Origin of the sequence: Saccharopolyspora sp. 6V (assembly GCF_020176785.1) — a bacterium.
GTDB lineage: Bacteria > Actinomycetota > Actinomycetes > Mycobacteriales > Pseudonocardiaceae > Saccharopolyspora_C > Saccharopolyspora_C gregorii.
On record NZ_JAIUKB010000002.1, the window covers coordinates 34,105 to 48,948 of the forward strand.

Consider the following 14,844-nt stretch of genomic DNA (forward strand, 5'->3'; position numbering starts at 1 on the left):
ACCAGTTGAAAACGATCATCGATGTCGATCCGGTGGCGCACCGCGCGCCGGACCGGGAAAAGCAGGAGGCACCCCATGATCCGCTCTCGCCGCGAGCTGTTCCGGCTCGCCGGGATCGCGCTCGGCGCCGCCGGAACCGGTGCGGTGCTCGGGGGCTGCGCGAGCGGTGCCGCCGGGAGCGGCCCGGTCCCGGAGGACGCGGGCCGGGTGCCGCGCCGCGGGGGAGTGCTGCGCGCCGCGTTCGGCGGAGCCGGGGCCGCGGAGAGCCTCGACCCGTTCGCGGGCGGAGCACCGGTCGACCTGGTCCGCAGCGGCGCCGTCTACGACACGCTGTTCGTGCTGCACGACGGCGCGGCCGAACCCGCGCTCGCCCTCGGGCTGGAGGTCGCCGCCGACGCGCGCTCGTTCACCCTCCGGCTGCGCGACGGGGTGCGCTGGCACGACGGATCGCCGTTCAGCGCCGCCGACGTGGTGCACAGCCTGCGGTACATGACCTCGCCGGACCGGCCGTACCCGAGCGAGCTCGGCACCTACTTCGACGTCGCCGGGGCGGAAGTGCTGGACCGGCTCGCGGTGCGGGTGCCGACCTCGACGCCGATCGGCGACCCGGCGCTGCTGCTGGCCGCGTTCCCCGCGAAGATCGTGCGCGCCGGGGCGTCCTTCGACGAGGCCGTCGGCACCGGCCCGTTCCGCGTCGCCGAGTTCGAACCCGGCAGGCAGACCCGCCTCGTCCGCTTCGACGACCACTGGGACGGACCCGCGCCCGTCGACGAACTGGTGCTGCTGAGCCTGCCGGACCAGCAGGCGAAGGTGAACGCGGTCGCCGCCGGGCAGGCCGACTACGCGGGCGACATCCCGTTCGTGCAGGCCCGCGCCGGGGCGCCGAGCGCCGAGCTGGAGATCCGCACCGCCGGGCCGCGGCAGCGCACCGGCTACGCGTTCGTGCTCAACGCGACGAAGGCGCCGTTCGACGACCCCCGGGTGCGCGAAGCGGTCCGCCTCGGCGTCGACCGGCAGGCACTGGTGGACACCGCGCTGCTCGGCTTCGGCGTGCCCGGCAACGACCTGTTCGGCGCGGGCAGCGCGCACTTCGACGACCGGCCGCCGCTGCCGCGGGACGTGCGGCGGGCGCGCGAGCTGGTGCGGGAAGCAGGCGTGGCGGGCGCGCGGGTCGTGGCCCGCTCCGCCGAGTACGAGAACGGCTACAACGCCGCCACCCAGCTGTTCGTCGAGCAGCTGCGGGAGATCGGCCTCGACGCGCAGGCCCAGCTGGTCGGGCTCGCCGAGTTCTTCGAGAGCTCGGCCATCGCCGAAGCCGACTCGGTGACCTTCGCGCTCGGCACCTACCCGCTGGCCGTGGCCTACGGGCGCCTCGCCGGGATCCCGTCGCTGTCGCTGCCCGACCCGGAGCTCGCGGCGGCGCTGGAGCGCGCGATGGCGAGCACCGCCGAGCAGGACCGCGCCCGCGCCTGGCAGGACGTGCAGGACGTGATGTTCGACCGCGGCAACACCGTGGTGTGGGGGCTGGCCGACGTGCTCGGGATGGCCCGGCGGGAGGTCGCCGGCCTGGAGATCCGGGACCAGGCCAAGTACCCGTACTTCGGGAAAGCGGGGCTGGCCTGATGGGCGGAACCGACCTGGTGGGCAGGCCGGGGCCGATGAGCGGATCCGGCCTCCTCGGCAGGACCGGCCCGGTGGGCCGCGAACTCGGCGCGGGCTGGCGAGCGCTGCCGCGCCGCCTCGCGATCAGCGCGCTGCTGCTGGTGCTGCTGTCGTTCGCCGTGTTCGTCGGCGTGGACCTGCTGCCCGGTGATCCGGTCACCGCGCGGCTGGGTGCCACCTCCGGTCCGGAACGGATCGCGCAGGTGCGCGCGCACCTCGGGCTGGACCGGCCGGTGCCGGCGCGCTACGGCGACTGGCTCGCCGGGCTGGTCCGCGGCGACCTCGGGACGTCGGCGACCGGGCGGCCGGTCGGCGAACTCCTGGCCGACCGGGTGGGGAACTCGGTGCTGCTGGCCGGGCTGGCCTGGGTGCTGCTGGTGCCGTGCTCGCTGCTGCTGGGCGTGCTCGCCGCGTGGCGCCGCGGGCGCGCCGCGGACCGGGCGATCTCCACGGGTGCGCTGCTGCTGGTGTCGGTGCCGGAATTCGCGGTGACCGGCGGGCTCGTCGTGCTGTTCGCGGTGACGCTGCGCTGGCTGCCCGCCGTGTCGCTGGTGCCCGCGGGGACGAATCCGCTGCTGCGGCCCGAGATGCTGGTGCTGCCGGTGCTCGGCCTGCTGCTGGCCGGATTGGCGTACGCGACGCGGGTGATCCGCGGTGCCGCCGTGTCCGCAGTGGACTCACCGCAGGTGGAGTTCCTGCGGTTGAGCGGAGTTCGCGGCTCGGTCGTGCTGCGCCGCGCGGTGGTGCCCGCGGTGCTGCCGGTGGCGGTGCAGGTGTGGCTGATCACCGCCGTCGCGTCCGTCGGCGGTGCGGTGCTGGTGGAGAACATCGTCGGCTACCCGGGGATCGGGCAGCTGCTGGTCTCCTCGGTGCAGACCGGGGACCTGCCGGTGGTGCAGGCGCTGGTGCTGCTGCTGGGCGCGGCGATGCTGCTGGCCCTGGTGCTGGCCGACCTCGCCGTGGTGCTGCTGACACCGCGGCTGCGGACGGGGGCGGTGCGGTGATGCGCGCGCTCTCGATCCGGCTGGGCTGGGTGCTGTTCGCCGCGGTGCTGCTGCTGGTGCTGCTCGGCCCGGAACTCGCCCCGCACTCGCCGAGCAGGCCGGTCGGGCCGCCGTTCGCCGCGCCCGGCGCGGTCGGGCTGCTCGGCACCGACCACCTGGGGCGCGACGTGCTGTCCCGGATGTTGCACGGCGGCAGGCCGCTGCTGCTGACCAGCGCGCTCGCCGCGCTGGGCGGGTCCGCGGTGGGTGCGCTGGCCGGGCTGTTCGCCTCGCTCGTCGCCGGCTCGCGGCGCTGGGCGGCGGCGCTGGTGCTGCGACCGCTGGACGTGCTGGCCGCGGTGCCGCCGATCCTGGTGCTGCTGCTGGTGCTCACCGCGCTGCCCGATCGCACCGGGCTGGTGCTGGCGGTGGTGCTCACCGGCGCCCCGCTGACCGCGCGGGTGGCGCGCGCCGCCGCCGACCAGGTGCTCGGGCGCGGTCACCTGGAGGCCGCGATCGCCCGCGGTGAGGGCTGGGGCTGGCTGCTCGGCCGCGAAGTGCTGCCGCTGGTCGCCGGTCCGCTGCTGGCCGACGCGGTGCTGCGCTTCGTCTCCGCCGTGTACCTGGCCGCCGCGGCCGGGTTCCTCGGGCTGAGCGGGACCGATTCGGACTGGGGACTGCTGATCGTGGAGGCGCTGCCCGGGGTGTCGTTGCAGCCGTGGGCGCTGCTGGCGCCGGTGCTGGGCATCGGGTTGCTGGCGGTCGGCACCCACTTCATCGCCGACGGCGCGGGGCGCCGGGCCAGGAGCGTGATCGCGTGATCGCCGAACTGCGCGGGTTGTGCGTCTCCGCGGGCGGGGCCCCGGTGCTCCGCGGCGTCGATCTGTCCATCATGGACGGTGAGGCCGTCGGGCTGGTCGGGGCCTCCGGTTCCGGGAAGACCACGATGGCGCTCGCGCTGCTGGGCGCGCTGCGGCCCGGACTGCGCCACGACGGTGGCCGCAGCCTCGTCGCCGGGCGGGACGTGCTGCCCGCGCCGGGGCCGGGGGTGCGCGGCGGGCTCGTCGGTTACGTCGGGCAGGACCCGGGTGCCGCGCTGAACCCGTACGCGACGGTCCGCTCCACCCTGCTGACCATCACCGGCCCGGTGCCGCGGCGGCGCCGCGCCGAGCACGTCGCCGGGCTGCTGGACCGGGTCGGCCTGGACGCCGCGCTCGCCGAGCGCTACCCGCACCAGCTCTCCGGCGGCCAGCAGCAGCGGGTCGTGCTGGCGGCCGCCCTCGCGCGGCGCCCGCGCCTGCTGGTGCTGGACGAACCGACCACGGCGCTGGACGTGCTGGCGCGCCGCGAGGTGGCCGCCGAGATCGCGCGCTCCCGGGACGACGGGGTGGCGCTGCTGTGGATCAGCCACGACGTCGCGGCGCTGCGGTCCCAGGTGGACCGGGTCGTGGCGGTCGAGGACGGCGCGGTGGTCCCGGCCGGGGCGGACGCCCGGCCCGGCGGGACCGGTGCGGTGCCGGCTCGGCCCCGGCACACCCCGGACCGGGCCGGAGGTGAACCACCGCTCCACCCGCCGGCGTCCGCGGGCGCCGACCTGCTGCGGGTGCGCGGGCTCGCCGCGCACCACGGGTCGCGCGAGGTCTTCGCCGGCGTCGACCTGGACATGCGCGAATCCGACTGCGTCGCGGTGCTGGGCGTCTCGGGCGCGGGCAAGAGCACCCTGGCCCGCCGGATCGTCGGCCTGCACCCCGCCGGGGCCGGTGAACTGCTCCTGCGCGGCGCACCGCTGCACCCGGACGTGCGGCGACGTGACCGGCGGGGCCGCGCCGGGATCGCCCTGGTGGCGCAGCACCCGGCCGACGCGCTGCACCCGCGCCAGGACGTGCGCACCGCGCTGGACCGGCCGCTGCGGCTGCTGCGCTCGATGCGGGATGCGGGCGAACGCGCGGCGGAGGTCCGGCGGCTCCTGGACGCGGTCCGGTTGCCCGCCGACCTGGCCGACCGGCTCCCCGGCGAGCTCTCCGGCGGCCAGCGCCAGCGGGTCGCGCTGGCCCGCGCCCTGGCGGGCCGCCCGGAGGTGCTGGTCTGCGACGAGGTGACCTCCGCGCTCGACGCGGACACCCGCGACGAGGTGCTCGACCTGCTGGACGAGCTGCGCGAGCGGCTGCGGCTCGGCGTCGTGCTCATCACCCACGACCCGGAGATCGCGGCGCGCCGGTCGGGCCGGGTGCTCGTGCTCGCCGCCGGGGGCACGGCCGCGGCCGGGCCCACCGCCGAACTGCTGGCGCCGGATCCGGAGGCCGCCGCGCTGCGGCTGCTGGACCGGCGGCCGGCACGCCGTCCGCGCGACGCCGATCCGAGCGAACCGGCCGCGGTCGGTTCCGGCTCGGCTGAACCCGGCCGGTCCGATGCGGGTCCGGCCGACGCCGACGCCGACCAGTCCTGCACCGACCAGTCCTGCACCGATCCGGCCGATGCCGGTCCGGCCGACCCGGGCCTGGCCAGCGCCGACCCGGTCGACGTCGACCCGGCCGACCTGGACCTGGCGAGCGCGGACCCGACCGAACCGCTGCCGACGAGCTCCGACCCGACCGCCCCAGCCCCGACCGACCCAGCCCAGACCGCCCCCGTGCCCGGCGAGGAGTGCCGCACCCATGAACGCTGACGAGATCATTTTCGAGCTCCAGGACCTGGGCGTCCGGTTGTGGAGCGAGGACGGGCAGATCCGGTTCCGCGCCCCGAAGGGCGCGCTCACCCAGCAGCACCGCGACGCCCTGCGCGCGCAAAAGGACGAGGTGCTCGCGCTGCTGGACCGCGAGCAGGACGCCGGCCAGGTGCGCGCCGACCCGGACGCCCGCGGCGAACCGTTCCCGCTCACCGACGTGCAGACCGCGTACCTGCTGGGCAGGCGCGATTCCTTCGGCTACGGCGGCGTCGCCTGCCACGGGTACCTGGAGGTCGGCTACCCGAGCCTGGAGCCGGACGCGGTGGTCGCCGCGTGGAACCTGCTGATCGGGCGGCACGACATGCTGCGCGCCACCGTGTCGGCCGACGGCTACCAGCAGGTGCTGCCGGAGGTGCCGCGCTGCGAGGTGGCCTGCACCGACCTGCGCGGTGCCGGGCCGGACGCGGTCGCCGCGCACCTGGCCGCGGTCCGGGAGGAACTGGGACACCGGCGCTACGACACCGCGGTGTGGCCCCTGTTCGAGCTGCGGCTGACCCGCACCGACGACGGCGACCTGCTGCACTTCTCGCTGGACTCGCTCATCGCGGACTGGGGCAGCGCCGGGGTGCTGCTGGACGAGCTGGACCTGGTGCTGGCGGGCCGCGCGGCCGAGCTGCCCGAGCTGGAGATCACCTTCCGGGACTACCTGCTCGCCGAGCGCGGGCTGCGCGACACGGCCCGGTACCGCCGCGACCGCGAGTACTGGAAGTCCAAGGTGGACGATCTGCCGCCCGCGCCGGAACTGCCGATGCGCACCGGCAGCGGCACCGGTGAGGTCCGCTTCGACCGGCACCGGTTCCGGCTGTCCGAACAGGACTGGAACGAGTTGCGCGCCCAGGCGGGGGCGCGCGGGATCACCGCCGCCAACGCGGTGCTCGCGGCCTACGCCTCGGTGCTGGACCGCTGGAGCGCGCGCCGCCGCTTCACCCTCAACCTCACCCTGCTGAACCGGCTGCCGCTGCACCCGCAGGTGGATCGGCTCGTCGGCGACTTCACCTCGGTGAGCCTGCTGGACGTGGACGGGATGGCCGGGACCTCGCTGGGGGAGCGCGCCGCGCGGCGCGGCGCGCGGCTGTTCACCGACCTGGACCACCGGTTGCACTCCGGCGTGGAGGTGATCCGCGACCTGGCCCGCGCCCGCGGCCAGGAGGCGGCGCTGATGCCGGTGGTGTTCACCAGCGCGCTCGGTCTCGGGCCCAGCGGTGGGTCCGGTGCGGGTCGCGTGCTCGGCGAGGGCATCACCCAGACCCCGCAGGTCTTCCTGGACTGCCAGGTCAACGACGGGTCCGGGGAACTGGTGGTGGACTGGGACGTTCGCCGCGGCATCTTCCCCGACGGGCTCGTCGCGGACATGTTCGCCGCGTTCGAGGAACTGCTGCGCTCGCTGGCCGCGGACGCGGCCGCGTGGGAGCTGCCGGAACCGGTGGGCCTGCCGGAGTGGCAGCGGGCCGAGCGCGCCCGCGCCAACGACACCGCCGGGCCGGTCCCGGACGGTCTGCTGCAGGACGGGGTCCTGGCGCGCGCCGCCCGCGCGCCGGACGCGATCGCGGTGCGCCACCCGGGCGGGGCCCTGCGCTACGGCGAGCTCGCCGGGCTCGCGGCCGAGGTGGCGCGGCGGCTCGACGGGATCGAACCGGGGGAGCGCGTCGCCGTGCTGGTCGACCGCGGTCCCGAGCAGGTCGTGGGCGTGCTGGGCGTGCTGCTGGCCGGCGGCTGCTACCTGCCGATCGACGCGAACCAGCCGCGGGTGCGCCGGGACCGGGTGCTCGCCGACGCCGGGGTGCGCCGGGTGCTCGTGCAGTCCCGCACCACCGACCTGCCGGACGAGCTGGTGGTGACCGAGCTGGACCGGCTCGAACCCGCCGCGACCGCGCCGCCGCGGCCCGCGACCGCACCGGACGACCCGGCCTACGTCATCTACACGTCCGGTTCGACCGGGGCGCCGAAGGGCGTGGTGATCAGCCACCGCGCCGCGCGCAACACCGTGGACGACGTCACCGAGCGGTTCGGCGTCACCGAGCGGGACCGGGTGCTGGGCCTGGCCCGGCTCGGCTTCGACCTGTCCGTCTACGACGTGTTCGGGGTGCTCGCCGCCGGAGGCGAGCTGGTGCTGCCCGACCCGGAGCGCGGCGCGGACCCCTCGCACTGGGCGGAACTGGTGGCCGAGCACGGCGTGACGCTGTGGAACTCGGTGCCCGCCCAGCTGCAGATGCTGGTGAACTACCTGGATTCCGAGCCCGCGGTGCTGCCGGGCCTGCGGCTGGGCCTGCTGTCCGGCGACTGGATCCCGGTGACGCTGCCCGATCAGCTGGCCCGGTTCGCCCCGGCCGCCGAGCTGGTCTCGCTGGGCGGCGCGACCGAGGCGTCGATCTGGTCGATCCACCACCCGATCGACCGGGTGGACCCGTCGTGGACGAGCATCCCGTACGGAACACCGTTGCGGAACCAGGGTTTCCGGGTGCTCGACGCGGACTGGCGGGACTGTCCGGTGTGGACTCCCGGCGAGCTGTGCATCACCGGCGCGGGACTCGCGCTCGGGTACCTCGGGGACGCGGAGCTGACCGCGGACCGGTTCGTCGCGCACCCCGCCGACGGGCAGCGGCTCTACCGCACCGGCGACCTCGGCCGCTACCTGCCCGGCGGGGAGATCGAGTTCCTCGGCAGGCGCGACGACCAGGTGAAGATCCGCGGCCACCGCATCGAACTCGGCGAGGTGGAGGCCGCGCTGCTGGCCCACCCGGAGGTCGGTGCGGCCGCCGCCGTCGTCGCCGGTGAGGGCGGGGAGCGGGCGCTGCTCGGCTTCACCGAACCCGCCCGCGTCGCCGAGCCGGACCGCGACGAGCGCGGCCGGGAACGGCTGCGCACCGCCGCGGCTAAGTTCGCCGACCGCCAGGTCGCGGGGCTCGCCGCCGAGGACGTCGAGCGTTACCTGCACGACCTGCACCGCGCGGCGCGGCTGTCCATGCTGCACGCGCTGCGCGCCCGCGGCGCCTTCGCCGCCCCGCGCGACGAGGACGCGGTGGTCGACGCCGCCCAGCCGCACGAGCGGCACCGCTGGCTGGTGCGCCGCTGGCTGCGCTGCCTCCTCGACGGCGGCGAGGTCGCCGAGCGGGACGGGCTGCTGCGGATCGCCGCGGACGTCTCCGGCGAGGACGTGGAACGCGCCTGGCAGCAGGTGGAACGGCACTGCGAGCGCGGTCTGTGCACCCCGGACTTCGTGCGCTACCAGCGCGACCACGTCGGCCGCCTGCACGCGCTGCTCGACGACGAGCAGAACCCGTTCGAGCTGCTGTTCCCGCAGGGCCGCGACGAACCGGCGCGGGCGGTGTACCGCGACGACCCGGCGATGCGCTACGCCAACCACGGCGCCGCCGCCGTGCTGCACCGCATCGCCGCCGGGCACGACGGACCGGAACCGCTGCGCGTGCTGGAACTCGGCGCGGGCACCGGCGCGACCACCTCGGCGGTGCTGCCGCTGCTCGACGGGTTCGAGGTGGATTACCTGTTCACCGACGTCACCCCGTTCTTCCTGCCCGCCGCGCAGGAGGAGTTCGCCGGAGTGCCCGGGCTGCGGTTCGGCCTGCTCGACGTGGACGGCGACCTGCGGGCGCAGGGCGCGACGCCGAACTCCGCGGACGTGGTGCTGTGCGCCGGGATGCTCAACAGCGCCCGGGACGTGGCCGCCGCGCTGCGCACCGCCGTGGAACTGCTCGCCCCCGGCGGCTGGCTGGTGTTCACCGAACCGACCGGCGAGCACCCGCAGATCCTGCTCACCCAGGGCTTCATGATGGATCCGGCGGACGGCGACCGGGAACGCGGCGCGAGCACCCTGCTGGACCGGGACCGCTGGCGCGCGCTGCTCGCCGAGGCCGGTGCCGAAGAAGTGCTGTGCCTGCCCGGTGACGAACACCCGATGGCCGCGCAGGGGATGCACCTGTTCGCCGCGCGGGTCGGGGCCGACCGCGCGGCCCCGCACCCGGCGGCGCTGGAGCGGTTCCTGCGGGAGCGGCTGCCCGCGCACATGGTGCCCGCGCATCTGCAGCTGGTGGACGCGCTGCCGGTCACCCGCAACGGGAAGATCGACCGGGCGGCGCTGGCCGGATGGCGGCCCGCCGAACCCGTCGGCACCGCGGTCGAGTCCGATGTGGACGGCGGGGACGAGCTGGCGGCGCGGCTGTGCGCGCTGTGGGCCTCCGCGCTCGGCGTGCAGCGGATCGGGCCGGACGAGAACTTCTACCACCGCGGCGCGGATTCGCTGATCCTGGCGCGCGTCGCGGGCCGGCTGCGCGAGGAGGTCCCGGAGGCCGCGGACTTCGCCTACGACACGCTGCTGCGCCAGATGCTCAACGAGCCCACCGTGACCGCGCTGCTCGCCGCCTTGCGAGCCGGGCGGGAACCCGAGGTGGCGCCGGTGCGCGCGGCACGGGGCGGCTCGCTGCTGGTGCCGTTCGGGTCGCAGGACGTCGACGGGCCGGTGCGGGTGCTGTTCCACGCGGCGCTCGGCACGATGGACTACTTCCAGCACCTGGGCGCCGCGCTCGCCGAGCAGCGGCTCGGCCCCGTGGTGGGGCTCGCGGTCGCCGATTGGGACGCGTACTGCGCGATCCCCGCCGAGGACCTGATCCCCCGCGTCGCCGACGACTACGCGCGGCGGCTCGTCGACGAGGGCCACACCCGGTTCCAGCTCGTCGGCTACTGCCTCGGCGGGCTGCTGGCCACCGAGGTGGCGCGGCGGCTGGCCGAACGGGGCCTGGAGGTCGTGGACCTGACGCTGGTCGACAGCATCCCGATGTTCATCGAGACCGACGAGGAACTCGCCTTCGAATCGATCTTTGTGCCGAACCTGGGGCTGGACCCGGTCGCCTCCGTCTTCGGGCCCGAAGTGGACGCCGCGGACGTGCACCGCGCCGTGCAGACGCTGATGGAGCAGTGCTCCGGCAAGGTCCCGGCCGGGGCGATCGCCGCGCTGCGCGACGACCCGGGGCTCACCGCGGTCGCCGAGGCGGCCACCCGCCGGGCCCGGATCGACCAGCGGGACCGGCTCGCCGAGTACGCCCGCGCCGCCGCCGAGAACGCCGGCGTCCCGGTCGAGCCGGAGATGGTGCCGACCCTGTTCCGGGTGTGCAGGCACAGCATGATCGCCGCTCGCTTCGACCCGGAGCCCTACGCCGGCGACATGCGGTTCCTGCGGGCCGACCAGCAGCAGACCTTCGGCCTCACCGCCGGGGTAGGGCACTTCGCCGCGCCGTTCTGGGAACGCACCTGCCTCGGCGGGTTCGCGGTCTCCGACGTGCCCGGCGACCACTTCAGCGTCATCGAACCCCCACAAGTGCAGATCGTCGCGGACCGGTTGGCCGAACCGCTGCGCGCGGACGTCGAGGAGCAGGGAGCGCACGCATGACAACAGCCGCTGGAGGAGCGGAGCAGGGCAGCTCGGCGCTCGCCGAGCTGCGGCGCCCGATCGCGCCGATGACGCGGCTCGGGGTGCTGCTCGGCGGGATCGGGGCGTTGACCACGCTCGCCCCGTTCGTCGGGATCGCCGAGCTGGGGCGCACGTTGCTGGCGCCGGGGCCGCTGGACGCCACCCGGGTGGCCTGGACCGCGGTGGTCATCGCGGTCGGCACGGTGCTCGGCTGGAGCTGCACCGGCGCGGCGCTGTGGATCACGCACCTGGCCGACGGCCGGATGCAGGCCGAGCTGCGCCGCAGGCTGGTCCGCAAGCTCGGCGAGGTCGGGCTCGGCTGGTACTCGGAGACCAACTCGGGCCGGGTGCGCAAGGCCGCGCAGGACGACGTCGACGACCTGCACCACCTGATCGCGCACCACGACGTGGAGCTGGCCGGGGCGGTGGTGCTGCCGCTCGGCGGGCTGGCCTACCTGCTGTGGGTGGACTGGCGGCTGGCGCTGCTGGCGCTGGCGACGTTGCCGATCTACTTCGTGGCCTACGGGTTCATGATGCGCGGGTTCGCCGACAAGATGCGCGAGATGGACTCCGGGTTCGCCCGCGTCAGCGCCGCCATCGCGGAGTTCGTGCACGGCATCGCCGTGGTGAAGTCGTTCGGGCAGACCGGCCGGGCGCACGCCGGTTACCGGCGCGCCGTCGACGAGTTCGGCGAGCGCTACGCCGGGTGGGTCCGCCCGGTGCTGCGGCTGGAGGCGCTGACCTCGATGGCCCTGTCGGTGCCGGTGATCGCGCTGGTCGGCGTGGCGGGCGGCACCTGGTTCGTGCAGCGCGGCTGGGTGACGCCGATCGACGTGCTCGCCGAGGTGCTGGTGGCCGTGGTGCTGCCCTCGACGCTGCTCACCCTCAACCAGGGCTTCACCGCGCAGCGCAAGGCCGTCGCCGCCGCCGAACGGCTGTCCGGACTGCTGTCCGCCCCGGCGCTGCCGGTGGCCGCGGAACCGCGCAGCCCGCAGGGCAACCTCGTCGAGTTCGACGCGGTGGAGTTCGGCTACGCCGCGGACGAACCGGTGCTGCGCGGCGTGGACCTCACCTGCCGCCCCGGCACGGTCACCGCGCTCGTCGGCCCGTCGGGCGCGGGCAAGTCCACGCTGGCGAAGCTGCTGCCGCGGTTCTACGACGTCACCGGTGGGGCGATCCGGCTCGGCGGTGTCGACGTCCGCGAGATCGCGCCCGCCGAGCTGTACCGGCACGTCGGGTTCGTGCTGCAGGACGTGCAGCTGCTGCACGGCACCGTGGCCGACAACCTGCGGCTGGGCAGGCCCGCCGCGACCGAGCGGGAACTGGTCGCCGCCGCCGAAGCCGCCCGCATCCACGAACGCATCACCCGGCTGCCCCGCGGCTACGAGTCGGTGATCGGCGAGGACGCGGTGCTCTCCGGCGGGGAGGCGCAGCGCGTCTCCATCGCCCGCGCGCTGCTCGCCGACACCCCGGTGCTGGTGCTGGACGAGGCCACCGCCTACGCCGACCCGGAATCCGAAGCCGAGATTCAGGAGGCGCTGTCCGCCGTCGCGCGCGGCCGCACCGTCCTGGTGATCGCGCACCGCCTGTCCACCATCACCGACGTCGACCGGATCGTCGTCGTCGAACGCGGCCGCGTCGCCGAGCAGGGCACGCACGCGGAACTGCTCGCCGCGGACGGCCGCTACGCGCGCATGTGGGCCGAGCACGAGTCGACCACCGACAGCACCGCCGGGGCGCCCGACGGGGGAGGAGCAGCACGATGATCAGGCACCTGGCGACGATCCTGGGGCCGCAGCACCGCGGTGCGCTGCGCTCCTACCTGGCCTGGCTGGTCGGGTACGCGGTGCTGGAAGGGCTGGCGATGGCCTTCCTGGTGCCGGTGCTGGGCGCCGTGCTCAGCGGCGACACCGGTGCCGCCTGGCGCTGGCTGGGCGCACTGGCGATCGCCGTGCTGGCGACCTGCGTCGCCCGCTACCAGCAGGCGATGCAGGGATTCCGGCTGGCGCTGGTCACCCTCGGGACCCTGCACCGCCGCCTCGGCGACCACGTGGCCTCGCTGCCGCTGGGCTGGTTCAGCTCGGAGAAGGTCGGCAGGCTCTCCCGCAGCGCCACCGGCGGCACCTTCATGGTCACCAACGTGTTCGCGCACCTGCTCACCCCGGTGGTGAGCGGTGTCGTCACGCCCGCGACGGTGGCGGTGGCGATGCTGGTGCTCGACTGGCGCCTCGGCCTGGTGATGGTGCTGGCCGCGCCGCTGCTGTACCTGACGCACCGCTGGTCCGCGCACTGGATCGGGCGGTCCGAGCAGCAGCGCGACGCCGCCGACGCGCTCGCCGGGAACCGCGTGGTGGAGTTCGCCCGCAACCAGCAGACGCTGCGCGCGTTCGGCCGCGGCGCCGAGGGCTACGCGCCGCTGGAGGAGGCCATCGACGGCCGCGGGCGCGCCGCGGGCCGGATGCTCACCGAGACGATGCCGCGGCTGCTGGCCTCCGGGCTCGCCGTGCAGCTGTCCTTCGCCGCGCTGGTCGCGGTCGGGGTGGCGCTGGTGCTGGGGTCCGCGATCGAGCCGGTGACGCTGGTGGCGCTGCTGGCGCTGGCCGCGCGGTTCGTCGGCCCGCTCACCGAGGTCGCCGGGCTCAGCGGCATGGTGCGGATGGCCGGCAACGACCTGCGACGGCTCGCGGAGATCTTCGACGAGGAGCCGCTGGCCGAACCGGCCGCGGCCGCCGAGGTCACCCGCCCCGGCGAGATCGAGTTCGACGCGGTCCGCTTCGGCTACGACCCGGCGAACCCGGTGCTGCGGGACGTGTCGCTGCGGGTGCCCCCGCGCACCATGACCGCGGTCGTCGGGGCCTCGGGCTCCGGCAAGACCACCATCACCCGGCTGATCATGCGGTTCTTCGACGTGGATTCCGGGGTGGTGCGCGTCGGCGGCGCGGACGTGCGCGAACTGGGCACGGCCGGGCTCGCCGAGCAGGTGTCGCTGGTGATGCAGGACGTGTACCTGTTCGACGACACGCTGGAGGCGAACATCCGCATCGGCCGGCCCGCCGCCACCGACGAGGAGCTGCGCGAGGCGGCGCGGCTGGCGGGCGTGCACGAGATCGTCGAACGGCTCCCGCAGGGCTGGGCCACCCCGGTCGGCGAGGGTGGCGCCTCGCTCTCCGGCGGGGAGCGGCAGCGGGTGTCGGTGGCGCGGGCCGTGCTCAAGGGCGCGCCGATCGTGCTGCTGGACGAGGCGACCGCCGCCCTGGACCCGGAGAACGAGCGCTACGTGCAGGACGCGCTGCGCAGCCTGATGCGCACCTCCACGCTGGTGGTGATCGCGCACAAGTTGCCGACCGTGGTCGCCGCGGACCAGATCCTGGTGCTCGACGACGGCCGCATCGCCGAACGCGGCACGCACGAGGAGCTGCTGGCCGCGGACGGCCGGTACGCGGAGTTCTGGAACCGGCGCACCCGCAGCCGCGGCTGGCGCCTGGTGTCCGCGGAGCAGGACCGGTGACCGCTGTCGTCGGAGTCGTCGGCGGGCGCGGGGACGTCGGTTCGCACGCGGTGCGGGCGTTGCGCGGACGCGGGTGCGCGGTGCGGATCGGCGGGCGCAGCGCGCCTTCCGGGCCGGAGGAGCGGGTGGTGGACTTCCGTTCCAAGTCCACTGTGGACGAGTTCTGCGCCGGGCTGGACGTGCTGCTCAACTGCGCGGGGCCGTCGCGGGAGATCGGCGACGCGCTCGCCGTCGCGGCGCACCGCGCGGGCGCGGACTACGTGGACGTGGCGGGGGACGAGGCGCTGCACGCGCTGCTGGACCCCGCCGGTCCCCGCGTCGCGGTCCTCTCGGCCGGGTTGCGGCCGGGCTTGACCGGGTTGTTCCCGCGCGCGGTCGCCGCCGAGCTCGACCGGGTGGACGCGCTCGAAGTCCACTTCGGACTGCTCGACCGGTTCACCGAGGTCGCCGCGGCGGACTACCTGCACGGCGTGGGGGGCCGCGCGCGCCCCCCCCCCCGCCGCGGGGGGGGGGGGGGGGCGGGGGGGGGGCGGGCGCGGCGGGG

Annotated in this window: 8 protein-coding genes; all 8 read left to right on the forward strand. The window is 75.5% G+C overall.

The window, feature by feature from the left end; translation table 11 throughout:
* Window positions 1-75 precede the first annotated feature (75 nt).
* Window positions 76-1,623 carry an ABC transporter substrate-binding protein gene (locus LCD35_RS00655; protein WP_224965847.1) on the forward strand — a complete coding sequence of 516 codons (1,548 nt, stop codon included), beginning with the start codon at window positions 76-78 and terminating at the stop codon, window positions 1,621-1,623.
* On the forward strand, window positions 1,623-2,666 hold the full coding sequence (locus LCD35_RS00660; RefSeq protein ID WP_224956312.1) for an ABC transporter permease: 1,044 nt from the start codon (window positions 1,623-1,625) through the stop codon (window positions 2,664-2,666). Before LCD35_RS00655 ends, LCD35_RS00660 begins: the two co-directional genes overlap by 1 nt.
* Window positions 2,666-3,466, forward strand: a complete 801-nt coding sequence (locus LCD35_RS00665) for an ABC transporter permease (protein ID WP_224956313.1) — start codon at window positions 2,666-2,668, stop codon at window positions 3,464-3,466. Before LCD35_RS00660 ends, LCD35_RS00665 begins: the two co-directional genes overlap by 1 nt.
* Entirely contained in the window at window positions 3,463-5,310 is a 1,848-nt protein-coding gene (locus LCD35_RS00670) for an ABC transporter ATP-binding protein (RefSeq protein WP_225043559.1), read from the forward strand. Before LCD35_RS00665 ends, LCD35_RS00670 begins: the two co-directional genes overlap by 4 nt.
* Window positions 5,300-10,771, forward strand: coding sequence for a non-ribosomal peptide synthetase (locus LCD35_RS00675; protein WP_224977352.1), 5,472 nt, complete (start codon window positions 5,300-5,302; stop codon window positions 10,769-10,771). The genes LCD35_RS00670 and LCD35_RS00675 overlap by 11 nt, the downstream gene beginning before the upstream one ends.
* Window positions 10,768-12,558 carry an ABC transporter ATP-binding protein gene (locus tag LCD35_RS00680; RefSeq protein WP_224956317.1) on the forward strand — a complete coding sequence of 597 codons (1,791 nt, stop codon included), beginning with the start codon at window positions 10,768-10,770 and terminating at the stop codon, window positions 12,556-12,558. Before LCD35_RS00675 ends, LCD35_RS00680 begins: the two co-directional genes overlap by 4 nt.
* Window positions 12,555-14,300 (forward strand): ABC transporter ATP-binding protein, encoded by a 1,746-nt coding sequence (locus LCD35_RS00685; protein ID WP_224956318.1) that lies wholly within the window; start codon window positions 12,555-12,557, stop codon window positions 14,298-14,300. The genes LCD35_RS00680 and LCD35_RS00685 overlap by 4 nt, the downstream gene beginning before the upstream one ends.
* A partial coding sequence (locus LCD35_RS00690) for an NAD-dependent epimerase/dehydratase family protein (RefSeq protein WP_374108017.1) occupies window positions 14,297-14,844 on the forward strand: 548 nt, incomplete at its 3' end. The genes LCD35_RS00685 and LCD35_RS00690, both read left to right, overlap by 4 nt.

Coding starts and splice junctions, on each gene's coding strand:
- LCD35_RS00655 (WP_224965847.1), top strand. CDS start 76: ATGATCCGCTCTCGCCGCGAGCTGTTCCGGCTCGCCGGGATCGCGCTC.
- LCD35_RS00660 (WP_224956312.1), top strand. CDS start 1,623: ATGGGCGGAACCGACCTGGTGGGCAGGCCGGGGCCGATGAGCGGATCC.
- LCD35_RS00665 (WP_224956313.1), top strand. CDS start 2,666: ATGCGCGCGCTCTCGATCCGGCTGGGCTGGGTGCTGTTCGCCGCGGTG.
- LCD35_RS00675 (WP_224977352.1), top strand. CDS start 5,300: ATGAACGCTGACGAGATCATTTTCGAGCTCCAGGACCTGGGCGTCCGG.
- LCD35_RS00680 (WP_224956317.1), top strand. CDS start 10,768: ATGACAACAGCCGCTGGAGGAGCGGAGCAGGGCAGCTCGGCGCTCGCC.
- LCD35_RS00685 (WP_224956318.1), top strand. CDS start 12,555: ATGATCAGGCACCTGGCGACGATCCTGGGGCCGCAGCACCGCGGTGCG.